This window comes from Pseudoflavonifractor sp. MSJ-30, from assembly GCF_018918045.1.
Taxonomy (GTDB): domain Bacteria; phylum Bacillota; class Clostridia; order Oscillospirales; family Oscillospiraceae; genus Faecousia.
Window position 1 is genome coordinate 18191 of the sequence record NZ_JAHLPU010000060.1, and the last position, 23379, is coordinate 41569.

Genomic DNA, 23379 nt, shown 5'->3' on the forward strand with positions numbered 1-23379 from the left:
TGCATTGTCATGGAAATGGAGTATAATGGGGGCAATTGGATATTTGCATGCATCGGTATCCTCAGGGTGGCCTGAGGATTTAAAAGGGAAGGCAGTGTGAATCTGCCGCAGCCCGCTCTACTGTGAAGGGGAGTGTTCCGTCAAAAACCCATTGGCTATGCTGAGAAGGGGACGGAACGCGATGAACCAAAGCCAGGAGACCTGCCGATGATAGTGTCTGTCGTTCCGGTGGGGGACTGAACTTACACCAATAGGATAGGTTGTTGTATGTAAGGGTGCGTTCTGCCGTGGGCGGGGCGCACCTTTTTTTGGACCTTGCGAATACCTGATAGAGAAATGCGGTCTACGGCCGCAAAGAAAAGGAGAAAACCCAAATATGAAAAGAGCGCTTTGCCTACTTCTGTCGGCTGTGCTGCTGCTGGGGCTGTTTGCCGGATGCGGTAAGCAGACCACACCCGAAACTACGGCGGCCGCTGGTACGGAGACCACAGCTGCCGCTGAAACGGAGACCACCGGAGAAGCCCCCAAGAAGCACGTGAAAAACCTGGTGATTGGCACCACTACCGCGAACACGACATTCAATCTGTATGGTCAAACCGATATTTTCGGCCGGATCAACTACGTGAACTTCTGCCGTGCCAACTGGATTTATGAGGATGAGAACGGCGATTTGCAGCCCTTCTTCTTCACCTCCTTTGAAATCTCCGAGGACGGCAAGGTCCTGGATTTCACCTGGCCTACCACCGCTGTTTGGAGCGATGGCGAGAAGGTGACCTGGGACGATATCGACTTTACCTTCCGATTCCTGAAGGATACTGCCAAGAGCAGCAGCTTCATTCACCTGGTCAGCGTGGAGCCTACCGGTGATGACAGCGGCCGCATTACCTTCAGCGAGCCCGATGTGTACGGCTGGCTGTCCGGTTCCGCAACCATGCAGGGCCTGCTCCCGAAGCATGTATGGGAGAAATTTGAGGGCACGGACGACTATAAGAACTACACCGAGCCCGATGCCGCCGTCGGCTGCGGCCCCTACAAGCTGGTGTCCTATGACGTGGATGCCCAGGTCTCCTACTACGAGGCCATTCCTGAAAACAACTATCACGGGGAAATCACCGTTGACTCCGTAACAATCAAGACCTATGCCGATCAGACTGCCATAATGATGGCGCTGAATGCCGGCGAGATTGACTGCTACTATGCCTACTCTACCCCCATTGACGCAACGCTGATCGATCTGATTTCCGACAGCGCTGTGGATCCCGGTGAGAGCATTTACGCCGGTGAGGACCAGATCACCTTTGGCATGACCCGGCCGGCAGGCTCTGACTACCAGTTCCGACTGGCTGTGACCAAGGCAATGGACTGGAATCTGCTGACCGATGCGATTGGCGGCGGTTATGGTGAGGTGCCCCGTGCCGGTATCATTCCCCCCAGCTGTACCGGCTACCTGGATGGCCTGCCCCAGTTTGCGCAGGATGTGGATGAGGCCAATCGGATTCTGGACGAGGCGGGATATAAGGATGTCAACAACGACGGCATCCGTGAATTCCCGGATGGTTCTGAAATGAAGATCCTGATTGTTCCCCAGTATTCCAAGAAGATGGATCTTCGGAACCGGATTGCTGAGGTGCTGATTGACAACCTGAAGGCCGTGGGCGTCAATGCCTATGTGGATCAGGAGATCATTGTCAGCTCTGAGGTCTGGGAGAGCAATATCCAGGCCGGCAATTACGACATTGCCATTGGCTACACCACTGCCGGTATGGCGCGGCATACCTCTGCCTTCCGGTATTATGTGTATGAGCCGAAGCCTGGTACGGAGCGCAGCGCTTCCTGGCTGTGGGGCACCTACACCGATGAGGAATTCAACAGCACAGTATGGCGTATGCTGAACGCCTCTTCCCGGGAGGAGTATGTTTCCTGCATCCAGTGGCTGCAGCAGGAGGCTGCCGATACGCTGTTTGGCTGCGCCCTGAGCTGGACATCCTGCTTCTACCCCTACCGCACGGATAAGTATGAGGGCTGGTACAATCGGCCCTCCTGGGGTGTTGTCAACGATGAGCTCTGGTACAGTCTGACCAGCAAGTAAGCAATTTCCCGGCTGCCTTTGCGCCTATCCCGCGGAGGCAGCCTTCTTTTACAGAGAAAGGAATGGTGATTCATGGGGAAATACCTGATAAGGAGAATTCTGACGGCGGTTTTTACGATCTATGTGATTATTACCGTCAGCTTCTTTATGGTTCGTTTCATGCCCGGGGACCCGCTGCAGCATCTGGTGGGTCAGGAGGAATACTATTATCTCCTGGATACGGATCCGGAGGAGCTGGAATCTATTGCGGAGAAATATGGTCTGAATGATCCGCTGGGGGTGCAGTATGTCCGGTATCTGAAAAGTGTGGTGACACTGGATTTTGGAATCGCCTATTCCAACAAAAAGCCAGTGGTGGAAAATGTGTTTTCCTGCATCCACTGGACGGTTCTGCTGTCTATTCCGACGTGGATATTGGGCGGCCTTCTTGGCGGCGTGCTGGGCGTGCTGGCCGGATGGCGGCCGGGAAAGAGGCTGGACTGTGTTCTGACGCCAATCGCGCTGTTCCTCAATACAGTGCCCAGCAACTGTATCGGCGTCCTGGCGCTGGCACTGTTTGCCTATAAACTGCGCTGGGTGCCCATCGGGGGCATGACAAGCGGCATAGGAACCGGCTGGGTCCGTACACTGGATATTCTGAAGCATATGGCTCTGCCACTTTCTATTCTGGTGCTGTTCCGATGCTCCGGTGATTTTATGCTGATGAAAAGCAGCGTTTCCCAGGTGCGGCATGCGGATTATACGACGACGGCGGCCTCCAAAGGCCTCTCGGACCGTAAGATTCTGTTCCGCCATGTGATGCGCAACGCAATGCTGCCCTATATGACCAGTATGTGTATGCAGATGGGTGGGTTGCTGTCCGGCTCTATGATGATTGAAACGATTTTCGGCTGGAAAGGCATGGGGCAGCTGTTTTACAATGCGGTTTCCAGCCGGGATTTTCCCACGGCACAGTTCTGCTTTTTGATTTCGGCGTTTTGTGTGGTCATGGCCAATTTGCTCAGCGATATTCTGGTCGGCGTTATTGACCCCAGAGTGACAGTGAAGTAGGTGACACAATGAAGAAAAGAAAAAAAGTCAATATTCCGGTGCTGGCGGGCAGCCTGATCATCGGCTTCTTTGTGATTATTGCCATCATTGCGCCGGCAATTGTACCCTATGATCCTTCGGCAACCAGTGCACTGACCTACGGAAAGCCCAGCCCGGAGCATTTGCTTGGTACAAATGATGTGGGCCAGGATATTTTCAGCGAACTGATTTACGGAACCAGGATATCCATGGTTATCGGTATATTTGCGGCGGTGGTCGTCACCTGCGTGGGAACTCTGCTGGCGCTGCTGTCCGCCTGGTACGGCGGCGTGGTAGATAAACTTATTACGGGCCTTACCAATCTTGCCATGGCCGTGCCTGGACTGGCTTTGACGACTCTGCTTGTCTGCTACCTGTCGCCAGGTATCCTCAGCATCGTAGTTGCCATCAGTATAACGGCCTGGACGGGAACCACCCGGGTGCTGCGATCCCAGATACTGGCGCTGAAGGAGGAGCCTTTTGTCAAAATTGAAAAAGCCATTGGACAGCGGGATATTGTAATCATGGGAAAGCACTTGCTGTCGAATCTGAAGGACATTATTCTCTCCCGGGGCGCCATGGCGGTTTCTTCGGCTATGATGACGGAGGCATCCTTGAGCTTTTTGGGTCTGGGTGCCTTTGGAGAGAAAAGCTGGGGGGCCATTCTCCACTATGCGTTTTTCAGAAACGGAGTGGTTCGGGGGCTGTATTGGTGGTATCTGCCGCCGATTCTGTGTACATCCCTTGCCGTCCTCGGATTTATGCTGGTGGGTTACTATGGCCAGCAGAAGAGGTGATCGAGATGCTGGAAATCAATCATGTATCGGTTAAATTCAGTGCTGACAGTGATGTTCAGGCGGTGGAGGACGTTTCCTTTGTGCTGCCGGAGGGCAGCAAGCTCGCTCTGGTAGGCGAAACCGGCAGCGGGAAGAGCGTTCTGCTCCTTGCCATCCTGCGGCTGCTGCCGGAAACGGCCCAGACCAGGGGTGACGTATTGCTGGACGGGAAAAGCATCTGGCAGATGAAACGAAAAGAACTGGATAAGATTCGGGGCGCTGTCATCTCCTATGTTCCCCAGGGGGGCGGAGAGGCCCTGAATCCGTTGATGCGGGTAGGCTTTCAGGTTGGCGAGCCTCTGATGGAGCACAAGGGACTGAGCAGAAAGGAAGCGGAGGCGAAAAGCGTTTCCCTGCTGAAAAGATTCCATCTGGGTGATGAGGAAGCTCTGGCCCGGGCCTACCCGCATACCTTCAGCGGCGGTATGCGGCAGCGGGCTATGGTTGCCATGGGCATTGCGGCAGACCCGCAGATCGTTCTGGCGGATGAGCCAAGCAAAGGGTTGGATGAAAAGCGGGTGGCTCTGGTGGCAGAGACCTTCCAGCAGCTGGGGGAGAAGAGCCTGCTCTGCGTTACCCATGATCTGTTGTTTGCCGGGAAGATATCCGACCATATCTGTGTGCTCTACGCTGCCCAGCAGGTGGAGTATGGACCTACAGAAAAGCTGATGTCCGCACCCTTGCATCCCTATACCAGAGATATGCTGCGAGCCATCCCGGAAAACGGCATGGAGGTGGATAAGGCCGGTTTTGCGCCTGCCCATACAGGCTATGAAAACTTTGGCTGCCGGTATCGCCACCGCTGCAAGGACTGCATGGAGGTCTGTAAAAAAATGCCGCCCCTGTTTACCGTTGGGGACGAGAAAGTGAGGTGCTGGCTCTATGCGGATGCGTCTGGAACAGCTGACAAAGACCTATAAAAGCAGAAACGGCGGCGGAGCACAGTTCTATGCCGTTCAAAACGCGAATGTTACCCTGGAGGCAGGGGAGACCGTTGGCCTGTTCGGGGACAGCGGCAGCGGGAAGTCTACTCTGGGGATGATGGCCGCGGGACTGCTGAAGCCTACCTCCGGCAGCATATTTTATGAGGATCAGCTCTGTGCCTTCCCTTACCGAGGCACACTACGGCGGAATATTCAGATCCTGTTTCAGCATCCGGAGGTGTCTTTCAATCCTGCGCTGCCCCTGATCAAGAGCATGACAGAGCCATATACGCTCTATAACCTGCCCTACTCCAAGCAAATTCTGGTGGAAAACGTGGAGCGGTTCGGATTGCACGAAGAGCACCTTCACCGCTGCCCCGGCGAGCTTTCCGGCGGCGAATTGCAGCGGGCGGCACTGGCGCGGCTTCTGGTGCTTCGGCCTGCGGTGCTGGTGCTGGACGAGCCTACCAGTATGCTGGATGTAATCACGCAGGCCCAGATGATTGGAATGCTGCGGGACTACCAGCAGGAGACCGGCGCGTCCTATTTGTTTATTACCCACAACCGCAGTCTGTGTGACTGGGTTTGCGACCGGGTGTACGATGTGGAGCAGGGGAACATTACATTGGAGGAATAATCATGGAAAAGCCTGTTGAGAAAATCGCGATTCTGCATTGCAAAAAATCCGGCACCGTTTGCACCGGCGCGGCTTGCTTCCGGACCTTCTATGACCGGAAGAAGAGCTTTGCGCAGTACGAGGGTCAGACCGTAGAGCTTTCGGCTTATTTCGACTGCAACGGCTGTGAGGCGGACAAGCTGGCCGACCCCGGCTTCACGGAGAAGCTGGAGCGCATGGGTCAGGAGCACGTGGATAAAATCCACATTGCCACCTGTGCCGTCCATAAGTGCCCCCAGCTGGACAAAATCAAACAGGCGCTGGACCGCCAGCACCTGGCCTGGGAAGAGGGAACCCACTAAAAATCAGCCAGCCTGGAAGCAAACAGACGCTTCCAGGCTGGTTTTTTACTCGAAATGCTCCATATTCAATATTTCCCCGTCCTGAGTCAGGGGCGAGAGAACGCCGTCCCGCACCAGGCAGCTTTTCCCGCAGAGCATCAGGCAGCTGTCGTCCTGGTAGAAGTAGCTGCCGTCCGGAATGGCGAAGAAGCAGCGGCCCCGGCTGTCCGGCAGGGTGATGTCTTCAAAAAGCCGCAGACCGTCCACCAGGTCGTCCTTGACCTTCTGGTAGTGGGGCAGAACGTTGACCTCCGTCAGGTCAAGACCCGGGAAGAAGCGGGCATAGCCCGGATCCACTGCCTCGCCGGGTTCCTCCGGCTGGGCATAAACGGTCCGCGCCATATTCATAGACCCGGCGCTGATGCCAATGATAACGCCCGGATAGTCCTGCAGAAGCACATCCAGGGCAATGTCCCGGAAAAATGCCGCTTGGGTGGGAACATGGCCTCCGGCGAAAATCAGCAGGTCGCTGGAGGATACAATTTCCGGCGCGTCTTCCGCGTTCATACCGTCCAGAACCGTCCACTGGCTTGGGCAGATCCCGGCGTTGGCCAGGGCGGTAAAGGCGTCTGCTCCAAATCGGCAGGTGAGGTCGTGGCGTTCCGGGGAAGAGGCCACGAAGGTCACGCTGGGGTATTCCGGAAGTGCCGCCCGAAGACGGTCCACAAAGCCGTTGGCATTGGAAAACAGGGGCGTTTCCGCGGCTTCATCGAAGGGACTGCTGGTGATGAAAAGGGTCATGCTTTGCCTCCTATCTGAAATCCGGGAAAGTACTCCTCCACAAAGTCTACGTTCTCCACCTGAAAGCTTTTGCCGTTCAGGTATTCCAGAGCCCCGGCATCCGTGGTGAACCGGAAGGTCAGCCGATAGGAATAGAGGGCCTGATAGGTCCGGTCATACCGCTTGTCCAGCTTGCCGTATTTGCCGTCACCCAAAAGAGGATGACCCGCATGGGCGAACTGGGCGCGAATCTGATGGGTCCGGCCTGTAATCAGCTCGCATTCCATCAGAGAAAGACCGTTCCGGGAGGCAAGGGTTTTGTAATTGGTCTGGCAGGTCTTGGCCCCGGGCTTGGGACTGTCCGTGACAAAGACCCGGTTTTTCACCGCGTCTTTGAAGAGGTAGCCCTTGAGACTGCCGTCCCTGGGCTTTGGCGTGCCTTCTACAATGGAAAGGTAGCGTTTGTCGATTTCCCGGTCCTTGATCTTCTGATTCATGACCCGCAGGGCCTCAGCGGTCTTGGCGGCGATAACAATGCCGCCGGTGTTCCGGTCGATGCGATTGCACAGGGCGGGAGTGAAGGAATGCTCCTCCCGAGGCCGCCATTCGTGCTTCTGGTACAGATAGGCCTGGATCTGGTCAATCAGCGTTCGTCCGTATTCCGCCCCGTCATGGGGATGTACGGCCAGCCCCGGCCGCTTATCCACAAGAAGAATGTGCTCGTCCTCATAGACGATGTTCAGCTTGGGGGCGGCTACGGTCAGGTAGGCGTTGTCCTCCCGGGGGGTGTCGAAGAACTCGTCGTTGATGTAGAGCTGCAAGGTGTCGCCCACTTCCAGGCGAGTGTCCCGTTGGGCACGGGCGCCGTTGCGCTTGATGCGCTTTAGGCGGATGTATTTCTGGGCCAGAGAGGCAGGCAGCAGGGGAACGGCTTTGGCTAAAAACCGATCCAGCCGCTGACCGGCGTCATTCTGGCCGATTGTCAGTTCTTTCATTCTTTTCCCTCAAGACTTGCGAAATGCTTGTTGATCTGGTCCGTAAACTCCTGAGCCGCGTTGTAGCCCAGTTTGCGCTGGCGGACGTTGATGGCGGCAACCTCCAGGATCACGGCCAGATTTCGTCCCGGGGTAATGGGGATGGTGTTCATGGGAATTTTGACCCCCAGAATTTCCATATACTGTTCCTCCAGTCCCAGCCGGTCATAGGCATCCTGATTGTTCCAGGGAACGATGTTCACCACCAGGTCAATGGTTTTCCGGGAGCGCACGGAGCCCATACCGAAGAGCTTGGCCACATTGACGATGCCGATGCCCCGCAGTTCGATGTAATTGCGGATCAACTCCGGGGCGCTGCCCGCAAGCGTGCTGCTGGAGATCCTGCGAATCTCCACGGCGTCATCGGCAATGAGCCTGTGGCCGCGCTTCAGAAGCTCCAGAGCAGCCTCACTTTTGCCGATGCCGCTTTCTCCGGTAAGCAGAACACCCTCGCCATAGATCTCCATGAGCACGCCGTGGCGGGTCACCATGGGAGCCAGCTCTGCCCGAAGATAGGAAATCAGGGAGGAGCAGAAGCTGCTGGTGGGCTCGTCCGACCGGAGAAGGGAAATATTGTGCTTCTTCGCCATAGCCAGGCACTCCTGATCCACGGGCAGGCCGCGGCAGATCAGTAGGGCGGGGATTTTGTAGTCAAAGAGCCGGTCGAAGATCACGGTCCGTTCCTGAGGCGTCTGCTTTTGGAGATAGCTCCACTCCATGTTGCCCAGAACCTGGAGCCGCCGGGGTTCAAAGTGGTCAAAGTAGCCGGAGAGTGTCAGGCCGGGCCGCGCCACATCTTCCACGGTCAGGCGGATGGAATTATAGTCAGTGGAGGCAAAAATGACCTCCATATGAAATTCTTTTGCAATCGCGGGAAGGGTAACGTTGTATTCTCCCACGTTTTCCACGCTCCTTTGTTTCAAAATGCGCCGCAACGGCACATCTTCATTATACCAGAGAGCGAAAGAATATCAACCGAAAAATAATAAGAAAAAAGTGAAAAAAGGACTTGCTTTTTTCTTCAATCTTTGCTATTATATGTAGGCGTTCGAGTTGACGCAAGAGTTTGACGAATTGTCCGGATGGGAGGTGCAATGAATGGCGAAGTGTGATTTTTGTGGCAAGGGCGTAACCTTTGGTATTAAGGTTTCCCACTCCCACAGACGTTCCAACCGTGCCTGGAAGCCCAATGTGAAGCGGGTCAAGGCCGTTGTCAATGGAACTCCCTGCCATGTGTACGCTTGTACCAGATGCCTCCGTTCCAATAAGGTCGAAAGAGCGGTTTGATTCTTCGATACACATTGAACGGGCCATCTGATTCCCTTGGCTGATAAATACGCTGCCGATAACCCGGCAGCGTTTTTATTTTGCGTCCGCTTTTTTGAAAGGCGGACGCGTTTTTTACTTATTGCAGCAGTTGTTCTCCTGGGGGCATCGTACCTGAGTCTTGCAGTCGCAGCCCCTGGGTGTGAACTGGGCAGCCGGGAAGGGGATGCGGCTGAACAGCTCGCAGGGATCCTCGGCGCAGCCGGCGGAGTCACAGCATTCCTTGGTGGGAATGCTGTAGTCCATAACAGGCACGATCAGCTGGGCGTCCCGTTCCAGCCGGACGATGGAGAACTGCCCCAGGGTGACATAGAGCCGTCTGCGGTCATTCTGGAGCACCAGGTCCTCATCGAACATGGCCTTGACCCAGTCCGGCAGCTGCACGGGGCAGTCCCGCCCGCCGCACTCGCAGGCCTCCCGGATCCGGGAGCTCAGGACCATGGGGTCCAGGGCCTCCACCACGGCCGTGGGCCGGTTTGCCAGATTCCGGGTAATGGCCTCCGCCGTGCAGGTCCGCAGATCGCTGCGGTAGATGTGGGCGCAGCTCTCCTCGCCGCAGAGGACCACCCGTTTGGTGAAGACTGCCAGACCGCACAGCGTGGCAGGGCGGTTGGCCCCCACAATGGTGTCGGCCAGGACCCGGTAGTAGAAGGTGATGTCGATGCAGTAGTGGTTCCGGTCAAAGGTCACGGGCTCCACGTCTATGTAGGTGCTGAGAAGCTCCGCGCAGCGGACCCGGGTACTGGCGGAGCTTTCTAGCATCCGCTGGGAGCCGGCGGTCAGATAGACCGGCAGGTCCTCAATGCAGTCTTTGTCCCGACAGGAGTCGGTGATCTTTCTGGTGTGGATGGACATGGCCTGCCGCAGATCGTTGGGATTGCAGCGCAGGGTGTCCGTACATTGATCTGCCATGGGATTACCTCCTGAAAGCGAAAGCCCCGATTTTTGCAAATCGGAGCTTTCGTAAATTCTTTCTCTTGGGACAGTGTATGCGCCGGGGTAAAAATGTGTTATTGCGTCACAGCACTATTGGTAAAGTTTTTTGAGCCACTGAAAGTGGGGCTTCCGAGACAGCTTCAGAAGGATAAGGCTCAGCCCCACAGACAGAAAAAGCGTCAACGGAAACTGCAGCCCGGTGCAGCCCGTGGGATTAAAGTGAACGAGGATGGGCAGGGACACGCTTACGTTTACGGCAAGGTGCGTCAGGTACAGAAGCAGGGCGAGGGGGCGCATTGCGCGGTAACGCGGATGGCTTTTGGGGGAGAGCCGCAGCAGAAAGCTGAGGGCGAAATAAGCGGCGGGCACAAGAAAGACATACATATCACGTCCCGGCGCTTCGCCTTTTCCCTGCGTAAAGCGTACTTCGAGATAGAGTGCGGCCATGGAAACCAGGAAAAGAATGCCGGAAGGCCATTTGCGCAGTCCGGAAGGCCGATAGGCGAGATACATTCCCAAAGCCACAAACGGAAACCCAAAGAACACGCCGTTGCGGGTGGTAGTGAAGATCTTTCCATAGAGCCTCAGAACGGAGAAAAGAGCCGTACCCTCCAGGGGCTTGAGCAAAAAGAACCAGCTTTGGCCCAGAAGTCCCACGCAGTAGAGCAGGAAGGAAATACAGAGAACGCGCCCCGGGGTTACACCCTTTCGCAGCAGCCAGCTCACCAGAGCAACGGCTACGGCCAGGGCGGGCAGATACCACAGGTGATTGTAGCTTCCTGTCAGCAGAAAATTGCGCAGAAAGCTGACGGTACCGGTCAGAAGTGTTTTGCCGTCTGCCCGGGCATCCCGGATGACCCAGGGCAGATAGAGCACCGTCCAGACGCCGTAAAGCCGCAGAATGCGGAGAATGTATTGTCTGCAGGGTGTCGGATCGTAAGCCGTGGGATCTGTTTTACGAAACAGAAAGAATCCGGCGGAGATGAAAAAGAAGGGTACCGCGATCCGTCCCAGATAAAAGCGCAGGAAAAAATTTCCGGCCTGGGCAAGAGGCGTTGCGTTGGCGCTGCCGAAGGGCGGCACATGGATCATGACAATCAGGACGGCACAAAGGAGCTTTGCGATATCCACGGCCGGGTATTGCCTGGACGTCGGAACGTTCTGCATGGCGGCTCCTTACTTCCAGGAGAACCGGTAAATGGTCTCGCTGGTGTATACTTTTTCTCTGGGGACAATGGGCTTTTTCCAGTTGGGCTTGTTCAGGGCGTCGGGGTAGAACTGGGTTTCCAGAGCGATGCCGCTGTGCTTTCCGTAATACACGCCGCCCTTGCCGGTCTGGTTCAGATAGTTGCCGGAGTAGAGCTGAATGCCCGGACAGTCCGTATAGACGGCCATGCCGCGGCCGGAGTCCGGGTCCGTCAGAGTTGCGCAGGGACTGCAGAAGACCTCAAAATTATGGTCGTAACCGCCCTGCAGGTGCAGAGGCTCGTAGTCCGCGTCCAGATCCCGGGCGATGGGCTTGGGCACCCGGAAATCCATAGGGGTGCCTGCTACCGGGCGCTCTTCGCCGGTGGGGATGTTTTCCGCGTCATCCGGACAGAAGTGCCGGGCTGGCATGGACAAAATCTGATGGATGGCCTTTTCGGTCTTCTCCTGTCCCGCCAGATTGAAATAGCTGTGGTTCGTCATATTGAAGACGGTGTCCTTGTCGCTGACGCCCCGGTAGAGAATGTGCAGACCGCCCTCGCCGTCCAGACGGTAGGTCACGGTGATGCGGGCATTTCCCGGGAAACCCTGGTCCATATCCGGGCTCAGCAGGGAAAGGGTGACAGCGTCCTGTTCATGGTCGAGTACTGTCCAAAGCCGTACATTGTAGGGCGCGGGGCCGGAGTGCAGGTTGTTCTCTCCTTCGTTGGGGGTCAGAACGCAGGTCTTGCCGTCCAGAGGGAACCGGGCGCCGCCAATGCGGTTGGCATTCCGGCCTACGGTGGCGCCCAGAAAGCCCCCATTTTGCTCATACCCTTCCGCATTGTCGTATCCAAGGACCACATCCGCCAGATTTCCGGCAGCGTCCGGGACCCAGAGCTCCACCAGTGTAGCACCCAGGTCTGTGATTTTGGCTGTAATGCCGCCGTTCTGGATGGTATAGAGGGAAGCGGCTTCGCCGCTGTGCAGATTGCCGAATTTCATTTCCATAAAAACGCTCACTTTCACTTTCTTTGCGGAACTGCTGGAATTATGTTAAGACTATACGATTTCATTATACTATATTCTCATTGGAATTACAATGCTTTCTTTTTACCCCGGGGGCAAAACGCAAACATTCCGGAGAAAATACGGGGATACATCAGGCCCGTAAACTTTCAAATTATTCTCTGCCAAAAGTCCGACCACTACATTTAGTGGTTGCGTCTTGACAAAACCACAAGATGTAGTATAATAGGGCAGCGAAGAGACAATTTCCCAAAGGAGGACCGCACCATGAAAATCATTAAAAGAAACGGAACAGAGGTCGTTTTTGATATTGAAAAGATTAACAAAGCCATTTCCAAGGCCAACAATGCTGTGGAGGAAAAGGTTCGTCTGACCCCTGTTCAGATCAGCCGTATTGCCGAAAGCGTCACCGTTTCCTGCGAGGAAATGGGCCGCAGCCCTTCCGTGGAGGAGATCCAGGACCTGGTGGAGAAGTCCATTATGGCCCACGGGGCCTTTGAGGTGGCCAAGGAGTACATCACCTACCGGTACGTCCGGAACCTGGCCCGCCAGTCCAACACCACGGATGACCGCATCCTGAGCCTCATCGAGTGCAACAACGAGGAGGTCAAGCAGGAGAATGCCAATAAGAACCCCACCATCAACGCCGTCCAGCGGGACTATATGGCGGGCGAGGTCTCCAAGGACATCACCAGCCGGATCCTGCTGCCCCGGGAAATCGTGGCGGCCCACGAGGCGGGCATTATCCATTTCCACGATTCCGATTACTATGCCCAGCATATGCACAACTGCGATCTGGTGAATCTGGAAGACATGCTGCAGAACGGCACCGTCATCTCCGGTACCCTGATTGAGAAGCCCCATTCCTTCTCCACTGCCTGCAATATCGCCACCCAGATCATTGCCCAGGTGGCCTCCAACCAGTACGGCGGCCAGTCTATCTCCCTGACCCATCTGGCCCCCTTTGTCCAGATCAGCCGGGAGAAGATTCGCCGCAGCGTGGAAAAGGAAATGAAGGAGTTCGGCGTTTCTCCCAGCGAGGAGGCCATCTCCAAGGTTGTGGAGGATCGGCTCCGCGACGAGGTCCGCCGGGGCGTGCAGACCATTCAGTACCAGGTCGTTACCCTGATGACCACCAACGGTCAGGCTCCCTTTATTACGGTCTTCATGTACCTGAACGAGGCTCGGAATGAACAGGAGAAGAAGGACCTGGCCATGATCATCGAGGAGACTCTGCGCCAGCGCTACGAAGGCGTGAAGAACGAAAAGGGCGTGTGGATCACCCCCGCTTTCCCCAAGCTCATTTATGTTTTGGAGGAGGACAACGTCCGGAAGGATACGCCCTATTGGTACCTGACCCGTCTGGCTGCCGAGTGCACCGCCAAGCGGATGGTGCCTGACTACATCAGTGAGAAGAAGATGAAGGAGTACAAGCTGTCCAAGGGCGAGACGCCGGGCAATGGCGATGTGTATACCTGCATGGGCTGCCGCAGCTTCCTGACTCCGGACCGCTCCGGCAACGGCTGGGATAATGTGGCGGGGGCCAAGAATTATGAGCCGGGCAAGCCCAAGTACTACGGTCGGTTCAATCAGGGCGTTGTGACGCTGAATCTGGTGGACGTGGCCCTGTCCTCCGGCAGGGATGTGGACAAATTCTGGGAAATTTTCGAAGAGCGGCTGGAGCTGTGCCATAAAGCGCTGCGGTGCCGCCATGATCGCCTGAAGGGAACCCTGTCTGACGCGGCCCCCATTCTGTGGCAGTACGGCGCTTTGGCCAGACTGCAAAAGGGCGAGCCCATCGACAAGCTGCTCTACGGCGGCTATTCCACCATTTCCCTGGGGTATGCGGGCCTCTATGAGTGCGTTAAGTATATGACCGGAAAATCCCATACGGATGCCGAGGCGAAGCCCTTTGCCCTGTCCGTCATGCAGAAGATGAACGACAAGTGCCTGGAATGGAAGACCGCAGAGAATATAGATTATTCCCTGTACGGAACGCCTCTGGAATCCACCACCTACAAGTTTGCGAAGTGCCTGCAGAATCGCTTCGGCATCATCCCCGGCATTACGGACAAGAGTTACATTACGAACTCTTACCATGTCCATGTGTCCGAGCCGATCGATGCCTTTACCAAGCTGCGCTTTGAGGCGGAATTCCAGCAGCTTTCCCCCGGCGGCGCCATCAGCTATGTGGAAGTGCCCAATATGCAGAACAACATCGATGCTGTTCTGGAGGTCATGCAGTTCATCTATGACAATATTATGTATGCCGAGCTGAACACCAAGTCCGACTACTGCCAGGTCTGCGGCTACGACGGCGAGATCGAGATTCGGGAGGACGACCACAAGCTGGTCTGGGTCTGCCCCCAGTGTGGTAACCGGGATCAGAACAAGATGAATGTGGCCCGGCGTACCTGCGGCTACATCGGCACCCAGTTCTGGAATCAGGGAAGAACCCAGGAGATCAAGGATCGGGTTCTGCATCTGTAAGATTTACAGAGCGGCAAGGAAATGAAGTGACCCCGAAAGGTCAAACAAATAATTTTCATAGAAGTTGTTCAAGCTGCTGAGAATAAGGTTTCTCTCCCCGGAGTCTTCGCAGAATGCGGGATTTTTACCGTACTTACGAAAATCATTCTGCTCTGCTGTCCCGTGCTATGAAGCTGGGATGGATTCAGAATGTGGTTATCATTCCCGCAGATCCGATCATGGATCTGCGGGAATGGTATATCCTTTACTGCCTATACGCTTTGGTGTTGTCTTGAATCACTTAAAATAAGAGCTGAAGTCCCATGATGAAGCCTGTTCAGCGCCGATTTTTGCCCTAATTTTTAACACAAATGGGGTCCAAAATGGCCACTTGCCCACTTATTAAAACAAAAAAACGGGGTCAAAGCTGGTCAAATCAGGTAAAAATCCGACAAACCGAATCAGCCAAGATGATATGGAAAACCCCGGAAAACCTTGATTTTCCGGGGTTTTTGAAGCAATTTGATTGAAAATCGCGCCCAATTATCTCTTGGAGAACTGAGGAGCGCGACGGGCGGCCTTCAAGCCGTACTCACCTGACCTTGATCCAAAAAGACCAGTATTCATGCGGTTTTTCGGGCTTTCCTCTCTCAGTAAACCCATAGGTAAACCCACGAAATCGCGAAATTTTTGGTGCCGTTTAACGCAGCCCGAATGCTGCATTCACAACGCTGCTCAATTCTTCAGGTTTATTATACTTGACTTTCGCATAGATGTCCATAGTCGTTTTGCTGTTCTCATGGCCTGCCAGATACTGCACCGTCTTAGGATCAACACCTTTGTAAATCAGATTGGTGATGTAGGTGTGCCGCAGCATGTGCGGAGTCACCTTGAAGTCCATCGTATACACCAGCTTGGGATTGTTCGGCTGATGCTCACCAAGCCTTGGCTTTATTCTATGCTTGATGGACTGTCCATTTACATAGGTGTAATAACAGCGTTCTGCAGTAGAACGAACTGTTATGTACTTCCAGACCCTCACAAACTGTGTTTCCGTCAAAACAGTTCCCTTCGAATTCGAGATCACATATTCCGATTCTGATTTTTCCCTTGCTTCCTTGAGACAGGCTACCAGGCATTTGGGAATCGGAACATCTCGCTTCGCTGCCGGAGTCTTCAAAAGTGTGTTGACTACCGGCGCACCGCCTTCCACATGCCATGCACGCCTTACGGAAATGTACGGCGTTTTTTCATCCAGGAATACACAGTCCCATTTCAATCCGAGAATCTCTTCTCTACGCAGTCCCGCGTACAAGCCGATCATCACGAAAACATACGGTGGAAGCTCACGAATGCTATCCAGCAAAATGGCAGTCTGTTCATCCGTCAAAGCTTCGCGCCGTTTCGCAGGCTTTCCGCCTCTTGCACAAATCGTTTTGGATGGATTTTCTTTGATCACCTTGCTCTCTTCTGCCGAATTAAAAATGTTCTTAATCAGCATATTGAGCTGGCCATACATTCCGGAAGAACCTTTTGATAGCGGAACCATCAGCAGCCGCAGGTCATCTGTGGTCACCTCATCCATATACATCTGTCCAATCGGCCCCACGATGTACCGATTCACCATCCGCTCGTATCCCTCCAACGTATTGGTTCTTACCGTTCCAGACCGCATCAGCAGCCATTTTTCGCAGTACTCCTCCACGGTCGGATTCTCTCTGTGGAAAACCACTTCTGCAATTTTCTTCTGGGCATCTTCCACCCGGTCATATAATTCTTCGCGTGTCAGCCCATAAATCGCCACTCTCTTTCCGTCTGCATCTGTAATCCGGGTGCGGTAATACTGTACCCCCTTCATCATCACTGTTCCGTATTCCGGAAGTTCAGCAGGGCGCTTTTTTCCTTTAGCCATGTGTTCTCCTCCTCGTCTATCTTCATACATTGGGTGTTGCTACTCTTATTATCATGACGTACACCACTTCCTTCAAGGATGTCGAATGTATGTAAAAAGGGCAGGGATTTTTGACCATCCCTGCCCCAAGTTTTTTCTGATTTACTCTTAATCCCACGATGCAAAAGCATCTTCCAGCACTCCTGCGAGCTGCTCTGGGCGATTATATTTCACCTTGGCGTAAATATCCATGGTGATCTTGCTGCTTTCATGACCGGCAAGATACTGAACCGTCTTCGGATCAACCGAAGCATGAATCAGATTCGTAATGTAGGTGTGCCGCAGCTGATGCGGAGTCACCTCAAAGTCCAGACTGTAAACCACATTTCCATTGTGTGCTGCCTTTTGCCCCAGAACCGGCTTCACCGTATGCTTCACCCTCTTGCCATCTTCATAGCGATAATAGCAGCGTTCCTTGGTGGTACGGGTTACGATATACTGCCATAATCTCTTGAACTGCGTATAGGACAACGGGTCTCCATCCCGGTTTGCAACCACAAAATCCGATGTCGATGTCTTCTTCGCCTCTTTCAGACATTCCAGAAGATTGTCCGGCAGAGGGACATTCCGATGCGCTGCCTTTGTTTTCAGCTCTGTCAGAATCACCGGACGATTATGCTCCGTATGCCAGGCTCTCCGAACGGTAAGGTACGGAGCCTCGCAATCAAGATACACCGAATCCCATTGAAGTCCGAGGATTTCTTCTCTCCGCAATCCTGCGTACAGCCCCAGCATCACGAACACATACGGCGGTAAGCCGTAAATGGCATCCAGCAGCTTATCCACCTGCTCATCCGTAAGCGGGAGGCGGTCCTTCTGGGGAATCCCGCCCACATTCTTCTTCAGATAGATGGTCGGATTCTCATCAATGATCTTACTCTCCATTGCTGCCGTAAAAATACACTTATATATAACGTTCACCGATTTGTACACGGATGCCGACTTTTTTGATGCCGCCAGCAGTGCCAGGCGAATGTCATCTGCTGTTACATCTCCCATATGCATATCGCCCAATGGCTTAATGATGTAGTTCTTCACTTTCGATGTATAGTCAATCAGCGTTGTCATCCTGATCTGTGCCGACTGCATCAGCAGCCATTTCTCGCAATACTCCTCCACTGTAGGTGTACTGCGGCGATACGTCTTGTTCTCAATCTGCTGGATCGCTTCCTGTTCCTTCTGGTACAGTTCCTCTCTCGTTCTTGCATATAAGGAAACCCGCCGTCCCTGCTGATCTGTCACACGGGTTCGATAATACTGCGTTCCCTTCATACTCACCGTACCATAATCGGGAAGCATCATTCTTCTTGCCGCCATATCATTACCTCCAATCCTGTTGTTGCTTTCATTATTGCGGATTCATCGTTCATACTCAACGATGTCGATTTTCACCGCCGAAAGCTTCGAGGTTTGCGATATGTCGCAGCACGTTCCATCGGTTTTGCACGGTGCGTACATTTTGCAATGTACTCCTGAATCCCCACTTCCGTGAAATAAACGCAGCCGTTTTCCACATACTGAACATAGGAGATCAACCCGTCTGTTCTTGCAGCATCCAGTGTTTTTACGCTGATTCCCAATATACTGGCTGCTTCCTTCCTTGTAATCAGTTTATCCATCGCCTTCTTCGCCATCCTTTCGGCATTTGCCCTGTCTTTTTTTCTCTGCCTGTTCCGGAATATAATAACCAAGCTGAATCCTTACAGCTTCGTCAATCCCACGCATCTGCCCCTTACTTACCCGCCCAAGATAGCGAATCACGCATATCTTGTCGCAGGTGTCGAGCTGTTCTGCCAATACCATAGACGGTTTTGCCAGTCCCTTTGCTTTACGGAGAAAGAAATGTGTTGGCTGCTTTCGCTTCTTCTCAATTTTCGATGTCAGCGGAGCAATCGTGATCGTCGGCGCATAATAATTGCCGACATCATTCTGAAGAACCACAACAGGACGAACACCGCCCTGCTTTGATCCGACCGGAACACCGAGATTGGCGAGATATAAATCACCTCGCCGATAAACCCAGTTTTCTTTCATTTGCTGTTGTCTCCAATCTCCATACACTGATATGGATAAAGCCTGCCAGGTATCATGCTGATACAGCACCCAGCAGTGCTTTCTGAAAATATGGTTTCTCTGTACTTTTTCTTATCACCCCAGAGATGTAGGATTTCTCACAGGCGGCAGTGTGCTTCACTGCTCCATTGGAATTTAACCATCCCGCCTTCCTTATGGCCGGACCGCGAATTACGGAAGTATCATTGTCCCTGTCTGGTTTTAACACCGCCGCCGGTTGCAATCCGGCATTTGCTTCTGCGAAACCGCTATCGCCCCGATGGGCTTCATGGCGTGCAGTCGAAGGCTCGACCAAACAGGAATGTACCTGAAGAATGAGTATTCAGTTTTCAAGGAACATCCGGACTTTCGTCCTTACAAAGTAAGTTTAACAAGAATCCTCCGATTTCGCGTTGGCCTCGTAGGCGCACTTTGGTTGTCCTTGCAGGACTACCTACGGTTCGTTTTGACTTTTTCAGTGTTCTATACAGCCAGATTGAGGCAAAAAAATACCCCGTTGGTTTCCCAACGAGGCATCAAAGATTATAATGTTTTAATTTGAGAACTATTATTCTCCACAAAACTAAATGCTTCAGGCGTTTTTGTCATCCACAATCGTGCATAATCCAGCTTATGACGCTCAAGCATAGAACGACAATCTTTTGTTTTCATCTTACAAAAGTCCGTCTTGAAATTTTTAACGCTTCCACTTTTGGTCAGTTCCATCGCAGTTCGCACGTCTGTACACCGAACCAATTCATCCTCCAAATTCAGAACTTGTGGAAGAAAAATGATTTTCAGCTTTCCGCAATACCGGGTGAGAAGTTCCAAGTTCTTTTTAAGGTTTGATGTCTGTGGCACATCAGTATCAAATACCAAAACGACAGTCGTTCCCGCCTGAATAGACAACATCTGTGACTTAGGAATCAAATTCTGCACCACATTGAAGACCTTTATCTTCCCCGGGATCAATCTTTCCGGTGCTTCTTTTAAGGCTGCAATCAGTTGTTGTTCACAGGGGCCTTCTACATAATAGATGCACTTATTGTTCATCTTCCCACCCCATTTCCAACTCGTCCAAAAGGGAATCCTGCGGAAGCGAGGCAAACACATCATTCTCGACCGCACAGCGTAAAGAGTCTGTATTTCGTTTCAGTACATCCGATGCAGAAACAGCAGAAACCTGATATACATCTTCCTCCAGATGCTTACGCAAAAACACATAACTATGTTTCGGCAGGTTCAAATCCAGCATATCTGTATTATGCGTTGTAAAAATCAATTGTTCATCGTCTCCGATACGATCCAGCATAATACCGAAAATCCGTTTTTCAATATCGCTCTGAATATAAGAAAAATGTTCATCACAATAATAGAAACTGCTTTCTTTTGTCGCCATTGCAGCAAGGAACATTGCGACATCTATTCCTTCTGCTGTACCACTGGACAGTATCTCCCGATTCAGCAGTTTACCTTCCTGAATGATGATTTCCGTTCCACCGCGCCGAATAATAAAGGTATCCTTCAAATCTTTTGATAAACTAACGTCCTGCAATGTAGGATCAAGCGTTCCAATAACAGCACGCAGCGTCTTCAACAAGATGCTTTTATTTGCACCTGTAAGTTTCAAAGATTTTTCTATTTCAGGATATGCAAAACGATATCGAACAGCACCTACCAGCTTCTTAAGTGCTGTAGCGGTTCTGGTTGCCTCTATTGTTTGATCTTTCAGCTTCTTTACACATTTTTCATACGAATCCATCGTATCAATGTCTGCGGTCTGATACTGAATGTCAATCTCCTGACTGGATGCATCAATCTGAGCTGACAACCGCTGCAGGCGATAATCACCATTCACAAAATCAATACTGAAGTATCCTTTATCGCCTGCAACCATCTCATACAGCGGTGTTGGATTTCCATCAGTCATATATCCAAAAATACGAAGCAAAGCCTTTCCAAGGCTGGTCTTTCCGGTAGCATTTGCACCCATAAGAATTACAGCCTTCTTATAGCGAAATCGCTCTCTTCCTTTCAGATGTTCCTGATCGATAATCGAATTGACAATCTTTTTGGGATAACTGAAATTGATATGAAAATCATTAAATCCATAGATTTCCTTTAACTCAAGGTCTAAAACGATCATGTCAGAGCCTCCATTTCATTATTTCGCCTTGTACGAACTAATGATATCATATTTAAAGGAGCATTTCAAGGACAATAGTCCACATATCCAAGCAATATTTACATTCATGCAGTATATTGTTCCTCATACTGTTAGTTCTAACTCCATTCTGCTACCTCCTTAATTGATTGAAGCAGCCAGGCTTTTCTTCAAGCGCATATACGCTTCATATGCTGGCGTTGTTCCCTCAAGGAAGCCGCTCTGGTAAGCATCACTCTTTTTAATATCATTACGTTTCAATATATAGCTCAAATTTTCTGCTGTGATGCCATTACGGTTTCTAACGATACAAATTCCGTCATTTCGGTCATATTCGTCCAGCAGTTCCGGATAATGCGTAGTGAAAATAAGCGTTCCGCCATTTTTGTTCAGTCGGCTGTCCATAAAGAAGCGCACTAAGGTCGTTACAATTTCCTTGTTGAAATGATTCTCTATTTCATCTACCAGAAGATAACCACCTGAATGAAGAACTTCCTTTACCATCGAGAATGTAATAATACCCTTAATCGTACCAGAGGACAGATACTGCTCAAGGTCTGCCGCATTATTCAGGATAATCTCTTCTTCATCCTTAAACTTCAAGTGGATAAATGTTTTTCCCTCTGTCTGCTCAAAACACAATTTCTCAATGGTCGGATCGAGAAATGCAATTACCTCCAATGGAATATCTTCGGTAAATGGAAGCACATTCACATTCGTATAGGACAGCAGGCTGAATATTTCCACTGTATCATTCGCTTTTTTATTATGTGCAATGACAAAGCTGACATCATCAGAAAGGTATGCTTCATCGCTATTGCGCTGCTCTACAGGCTTCATTCCTGTAAAATCTGTCAGATACTTTTTCGACTTAACGGTTGCAATCGGTTTTTCCCAAAGGCTTTCAGACAGAATCGAATACACATATTCCCCTGTTTTCGACTTCTTTGCCGCAATTACAGTTTCCAAGCAGCAGACGTAGCTACGCTTATCATAAAAATATGTGCGGATTGTAACATTCTTCGCTCCGCCAAGAATGCTTTTTGCCTCCACATGATTGATGGGCTCATTTTTCACAATATTTAAGGCCAAGCTAATGACCTTTAATACCGAGGTCTTGCCAGATGCGTTAATTCCAATGAAAGCACAGGCAGAGTGGAGATAGTAGTTATCCGTCAAACGGTAAAGACTATCTTTGTCCTCTTCGCAAACACGTTGCTGCGTATAAAAGCAAATATCCAAGTCTTTTTTGAATAATGGGAGTCCTTGTGCGGTGATGCGGAGTATTTTCATAGGTAGTCCTCCTCTAAAAACAGTTTTTTCGTTTTTATTTTCTTATAATCTTATTATACGCCGCAAATCAGAAAATATCAACGGATTTTCCGTTTTTATTTTCTGATTTGTTTTTTACACTAAAAAGTATCCGTTCAATATGGCAAGCCCTGTGATTGCTGACCCGTTCCACCGCATGAAATACATGGAGCGTCATGGAAGCGGCCTACGCAAAATCGTCAGGGAAACCGAAAAGCCGCCTGGATATACAGCGGCATATAATCCGAAAATTTTCTCAACGGCAACAGATTTCAGAGTCATCTTGAAAAATGTAAATTACCAACTTAGTCAGAAAAACTTAGTCAATGACCAAGTTAGTGAGCAAGATAAATCGCCGGACATCCCACACACAGTTTTGAATCTTTGTATCCACCTTATTGCCCACGGCAGTGAGGGTGCTCAAATCACTCATGCTCACTCTATCATGGGTACAGCCAATGATAAGTCCTATGACGCAACCCATGATAACTTAGAGGATGACACCCATCAAGGTATCCGCCAAGATAGCCACCATGATTCTACGCCGTCAGCAGTTATATTGTACCTAATGCTTTTTAGATTTTTTTCGCAATCGTAGACAGCTCCGAAATAATACTAAGAAGATCATTTTTGACTTCCTCTTTGCTTGGCTCGCTGCCCATCAGAAGATAATCCGTGCTGACATGGAGGATGCAGGACAGTTCAATCAGCAAGTCAATAGAGCAGCTGCGTTCACCGTTCTCCATGCGGCTGACATGCTGCTTGCTTGCCAGGCCCAGGCGAACCGCCAGTTCCTCCTGCGTAATGCCACGGGAAGTGCGAACATCGTGAAGTCTCTTACCAAACTCTTTTGCGTCAAAATACATACGTTTCTCCTTCCGCACAGCCGGTACAGAACCGGATCGACGGAAGGTCAAAAAAAGAGCCGCATGACGGTGAAGAAAAATCCTGTGCCGATAAAACAGAACATGGGTATCCCATAATTCTGTCTCATGCGGCATTCGGAAGACTTCGCCTGTCAGCGGCTCCACAGCACAGCTATGACTTATAAAATTGTGTTAATAGGGTTATTTATTGTCATCTCAACCATTCAAAGACGAATAGTAGAGCTGCAATCTCCGTAATCTTCTCATCTCCAAAACATTGAAGACGGTCTCGCGTCCGCAGGCCTTACATTTGGTCTGCACATGTCCTCTGGTATCCTCAAAGACGATGATTGAATTGTGTCGGCAATAAGGGCACCTGACAATCCTGGGCTTTTGCGAAGCA

The 23379-nt window shown here is 51.7% G+C and carries 23 protein-coding genes, 1 pseudogene and 1 riboswitch; of the genes and pseudogenes, 10 read left to right on the forward strand and 14 right to left on the reverse strand.

The genetic code is table 11. The annotated features are described in order from the left end of the window. Positions 1-36: 36 nt before the first annotated feature. A riboswitch (cobalamin riboswitch) is annotated at positions 37-224 on the forward strand. 152 nt (positions 225-376) lie between these two features. The 6 genes from KQI10_RS09695 (at position 377) to KQI10_RS09720 (ending at position 5894) form a co-directional block, all read left to right on the forward strand. Beyond that, complete coding sequence (locus KQI10_RS09695) at positions 377-2089, forward strand: ABC transporter substrate-binding protein (protein ID WP_216567221.1); 1713 nt, start codon at positions 377-379, stop codon at positions 2087-2089. Positions 2090-2161: 72 nt separating this feature from the next. After that, positions 2162-3139, forward strand: coding sequence for an ABC transporter permease (locus KQI10_RS09700; protein ID WP_216567222.1), 978 nt, complete (start codon positions 2162-2164; stop codon positions 3137-3139). A gap of 8 nt (positions 3140-3147) precedes the next feature. Beyond that, positions 3148-3954 (forward strand): ABC transporter permease, encoded by an 807-nt coding sequence (locus KQI10_RS09705; RefSeq protein ID WP_216567223.1) that lies wholly within the window; start codon positions 3148-3150, stop codon positions 3952-3954. Between the two features lie 5 nt (positions 3955-3959). Next, complete coding sequence (locus KQI10_RS09710; protein WP_216567224.1) at positions 3960-4913, forward strand: ABC transporter ATP-binding protein; 954 nt, start codon at positions 3960-3962, stop codon at positions 4911-4913. Then, positions 4876-5553, forward strand: a complete 678-nt coding sequence (locus KQI10_RS09715) for an ABC transporter ATP-binding protein (protein WP_216567225.1) — start codon at positions 4876-4878, stop codon at positions 5551-5553. The genes KQI10_RS09710 and KQI10_RS09715 overlap by 38 nt, the downstream gene beginning before the upstream one ends. A gap of 2 nt (positions 5554-5555) precedes the next feature. Beyond that, positions 5556-5894, forward strand: coding sequence for a CGGC domain-containing protein (locus KQI10_RS09720; protein WP_216567226.1), 339 nt, complete (start codon positions 5556-5558; stop codon positions 5892-5894). 45 nt (positions 5895-5939) lie between these two features. On the opposite strand, the gene KQI10_RS09725 is transcribed toward KQI10_RS09720, so the two are convergent. Genes KQI10_RS09725 through hprK form a run of 3 tightly spaced genes read right to left on the reverse strand, consistent with a single transcriptional unit; the run spans position 5940 to position 8586 of the window. Beyond that, positions 5940-6674, reverse strand: a complete 735-nt coding sequence (locus tag KQI10_RS09725; protein ID WP_216567227.1) for a Type 1 glutamine amidotransferase-like domain-containing protein — start codon at positions 6672-6674, stop codon at positions 5940-5942. Next, positions 6671-7648, reverse strand: coding sequence for an RluA family pseudouridine synthase (locus tag KQI10_RS09730; RefSeq protein WP_216567228.1), 978 nt, complete (start codon positions 7646-7648; stop codon positions 6671-6673). Before KQI10_RS09730 ends, KQI10_RS09725 begins: the two co-directional genes overlap by 4 nt. Continuing rightward, positions 7645-8586, reverse strand: a complete 942-nt coding sequence (gene hprK, locus KQI10_RS09735) for an HPr(Ser) kinase/phosphatase (RefSeq protein WP_371818400.1) — start codon at positions 8584-8586, stop codon at positions 7645-7647. Before hprK ends, KQI10_RS09730 begins: the two co-directional genes overlap by 4 nt. A 199-nt stretch (positions 8587-8785) precedes the next feature. On the opposite strand from hprK, the gene rpmB reads away from it, so the two are divergent. Beyond that, entirely contained in the window at positions 8786-8974 is a 189-nt protein-coding gene (rpmB, locus tag KQI10_RS09740; RefSeq protein WP_021888798.1) for a 50S ribosomal protein L28, read from the forward strand. A 114-nt stretch (positions 8975-9088) separates the two neighbouring features. Here rpmB and KQI10_RS09745 read toward each other — a convergent pair whose 3' ends face one another. From KQI10_RS09745 to KQI10_RS09755, 3 genes are all read right to left on the reverse strand, one after another. After that, entirely contained in the window at positions 9089-9925 is an 837-nt protein-coding gene (locus tag KQI10_RS09745; RefSeq protein ID WP_216567230.1) for a hypothetical protein, read from the reverse strand. Between the two features lie 114 nt (positions 9926-10039). Beyond that, a complete protein-coding gene (locus tag KQI10_RS09750; RefSeq protein WP_216567231.1) occupies positions 10040-11116 on the reverse strand; it encodes an acyltransferase in 1077 nt (358 codons plus the stop codon). Between the two features lie 9 nt (positions 11117-11125). Then, positions 11126-12145 (reverse strand): aldose epimerase family protein, encoded by a 1020-nt coding sequence (locus KQI10_RS09755; RefSeq protein WP_216567232.1) that lies wholly within the window; start codon positions 12143-12145, stop codon positions 11126-11128. A gap of 285 nt (positions 12146-12430) precedes the next feature. On the opposite strand from KQI10_RS09755, the gene nrdD reads away from it, so the two are divergent. Together nrdD and KQI10_RS11875 are read left to right on the forward strand one after the other, a co-directional pair. Continuing rightward, on the forward strand, positions 12431-14653 hold the full coding sequence (gene nrdD / locus KQI10_RS09760; RefSeq protein WP_216567233.1) for an anaerobic ribonucleoside-triphosphate reductase: 2223 nt from the start codon (positions 12431-12433) through the stop codon (positions 14651-14653). 98 nt (positions 14654-14751) lie between these two features. Then, positions 14752-14928 (forward strand): annotated as a pseudogene (locus KQI10_RS11875) (hypothetical protein); the annotation flags it as partial. Positions 14929-15332: 404 nt separating this feature from the next. Here the strand turns inward: KQI10_RS11875 and KQI10_RS09770 are convergent. The 7 genes from KQI10_RS09770 to KQI10_RS09800 all read right to left on the reverse strand — a co-directional run bounded on the left by KQI10_RS09770 (position 15333) and on the right by KQI10_RS09800 (position 22092). Then, positions 15333-16544: a site-specific integrase gene (locus tag KQI10_RS09770; protein WP_002576360.1), complete on the reverse strand. Its 1212-nt coding sequence runs from the start codon at positions 16542-16544 to the stop codon at positions 15333-15335. 147 nt (positions 16545-16691) lie between these two features. Beyond that, positions 16692-17900, reverse strand: a complete 1209-nt coding sequence (locus KQI10_RS09775) for a site-specific integrase (RefSeq protein WP_216567235.1) — start codon at positions 17898-17900, stop codon at positions 16692-16694. 71 nt (positions 17901-17971) lie between these two features. Beyond that, entirely contained in the window at positions 17972-18202 is a 231-nt protein-coding gene (locus tag KQI10_RS09780; protein WP_002576363.1) for a hypothetical protein, read from the reverse strand. Further along, a complete protein-coding gene (locus KQI10_RS09785; RefSeq protein ID WP_002576364.1) occupies positions 18195-18617 on the reverse strand; it encodes a type II toxin-antitoxin system PemK/MazF family toxin in 423 nt (140 codons plus the stop codon). Before KQI10_RS09785 ends, KQI10_RS09780 begins: the two co-directional genes overlap by 8 nt. Before the next feature lie 561 nt (positions 18618-19178). Beyond that, entirely contained in the window at positions 19179-19688 is a 510-nt protein-coding gene (locus KQI10_RS09790) for a hypothetical protein (RefSeq protein WP_005929767.1), read from the reverse strand. Then, positions 19678-20781 carry a hypothetical protein gene (locus KQI10_RS09795; protein WP_005929771.1) on the reverse strand — a complete coding sequence of 368 codons (1104 nt, stop codon included), beginning with the start codon at positions 20779-20781 and terminating at the stop codon, positions 19678-19680. Before KQI10_RS09795 ends, KQI10_RS09790 begins: the two co-directional genes overlap by 11 nt. Positions 20782-20940: 159 nt before the next feature. Beyond that, complete coding sequence (locus tag KQI10_RS09800; protein WP_008396556.1) at positions 20941-22092, reverse strand: ATP/GTP-binding protein; 1152 nt, start codon at positions 22090-22092, stop codon at positions 20941-20943. 139 nt (positions 22093-22231) lie between these two features. Between KQI10_RS09800 and KQI10_RS11980 the strand changes: the two genes are divergently transcribed. Beyond that, on the forward strand, positions 22232-22708 hold the full coding sequence (locus KQI10_RS11980; protein ID WP_195638850.1) for an ATP-binding protein: 477 nt from the start codon (positions 22232-22234) through the stop codon (positions 22706-22708). Here the strand turns inward: KQI10_RS11980 and KQI10_RS09810 are convergent. Beyond that, the gene (locus KQI10_RS09810) at positions 22686-22976 is read right to left on the reverse strand and encodes a helix-turn-helix domain-containing protein (RefSeq protein WP_002576367.1); all 291 of its coding nucleotides are present in this window, start codon (positions 22974-22976) and stop codon (positions 22686-22688) included. The genes KQI10_RS11980 and KQI10_RS09810 overlap by 23 nt on opposite strands. Between the last annotated feature and the right edge of the window lie 403 nt (positions 22977-23379).

What these genes read in the sequence shown, in the direction of transcription:
- KQI10_RS09780 (WP_002576363.1), bottom strand. Translation starts at nt 18,202, where the DNA reads ATGGATAAACTGATTACAAGGAAGGAAGCAGCCAGTATATTGGGAATC.
- KQI10_RS09810 (WP_002576367.1), bottom strand. Translation starts at nt 22,976, where the DNA reads ATGTATTTTGACGCAAAAGAGTTTGGTAAGAGACTTCACGATGTTCGC.
- KQI10_RS09725 (WP_216567227.1), bottom strand. Translation starts at nt 6,674, where the DNA reads ATGACCCTTTTCATCACCAGCAGTCCCTTCGATGAAGCCGCGGAAACG.
- KQI10_RS09730 (WP_216567228.1), bottom strand. Translation starts at nt 7,648, where the DNA reads ATGAAAGAACTGACAATCGGCCAGAATGACGCCGGTCAGCGGCTGGAT.
- KQI10_RS09745 (WP_216567230.1), bottom strand. Translation starts at nt 9,925, where the DNA reads ATGGCAGATCAATGTACGGACACCCTGCGCTGCAATCCCAACGATCTG.
- KQI10_RS09710 (WP_216567224.1), top strand. Translation starts at nt 3,960, where the DNA reads ATGCTGGAAATCAATCATGTATCGGTTAAATTCAGTGCTGACAGTGAT.
- nrdD (WP_216567233.1), top strand. Translation starts at nt 12,431, where the DNA reads ATGAAAATCATTAAAAGAAACGGAACAGAGGTCGTTTTTGATATTGAA.
- KQI10_RS09695 (WP_216567221.1), top strand. Translation starts at nt 377, where the DNA reads ATGAAAAGAGCGCTTTGCCTACTTCTGTCGGCTGTGCTGCTGCTGGGG.
- KQI10_RS09800 (WP_008396556.1), bottom strand. Translation starts at nt 22,092, where the DNA reads ATGAAAATACTCCGCATCACCGCACAAGGACTCCCATTATTCAAAAAA.
- KQI10_RS09770 (WP_002576360.1), bottom strand. Translation starts at nt 16,544, where the DNA reads ATGGCTAAAGGAAAAAAGCGCCCTGCTGAACTTCCGGAATACGGAACA.
- KQI10_RS09755 (WP_216567232.1), bottom strand. Translation starts at nt 12,145, where the DNA reads ATGGAAATGAAATTCGGCAATCTGCACAGCGGCGAAGCCGCTTCCCTC.
- KQI10_RS09720 (WP_216567226.1), top strand. Translation starts at nt 5,556, where the DNA reads ATGGAAAAGCCTGTTGAGAAAATCGCGATTCTGCATTGCAAAAAATCC.
- KQI10_RS09705 (WP_216567223.1), top strand. Translation starts at nt 3,148, where the DNA reads ATGAAGAAAAGAAAAAAAGTCAATATTCCGGTGCTGGCGGGCAGCCTG.
- KQI10_RS09700 (WP_216567222.1), top strand. Translation starts at nt 2,162, where the DNA reads ATGGGGAAATACCTGATAAGGAGAATTCTGACGGCGGTTTTTACGATC.
- rpmB (WP_021888798.1), top strand. Translation starts at nt 8,786, where the DNA reads ATGGCGAAGTGTGATTTTTGTGGCAAGGGCGTAACCTTTGGTATTAAG.
- KQI10_RS09785 (WP_002576364.1), bottom strand. Translation starts at nt 18,617, where the DNA reads ATGAAAGAAAACTGGGTTTATCGGCGAGGTGATTTATATCTCGCCAAT.
- KQI10_RS09750 (WP_216567231.1), bottom strand. Translation starts at nt 11,116, where the DNA reads ATGCAGAACGTTCCGACGTCCAGGCAATACCCGGCCGTGGATATCGCA.
- KQI10_RS09790 (WP_005929767.1), bottom strand. Translation starts at nt 19,688, where the DNA reads ATGAACAATAAGTGCATCTATTATGTAGAAGGCCCCTGTGAACAACAA.
- KQI10_RS09775 (WP_216567235.1), bottom strand. Translation starts at nt 17,900, where the DNA reads ATGGCGGCAAGAAGAATGATGCTTCCCGATTATGGTACGGTGAGTATG.
- KQI10_RS09715 (WP_216567225.1), top strand. Translation starts at nt 4,876, where the DNA reads ATGCGGATGCGTCTGGAACAGCTGACAAAGACCTATAAAAGCAGAAAC.
- KQI10_RS11980 (WP_195638850.1), top strand. Translation starts at nt 22,232, where the DNA reads ATGGCAAGCCCTGTGATTGCTGACCCGTTCCACCGCATGAAATACATG.
- KQI10_RS09795 (WP_005929771.1), bottom strand. Translation starts at nt 20,781, where the DNA reads ATGATCGTTTTAGACCTTGAGTTAAAGGAAATCTATGGATTTAATGAT.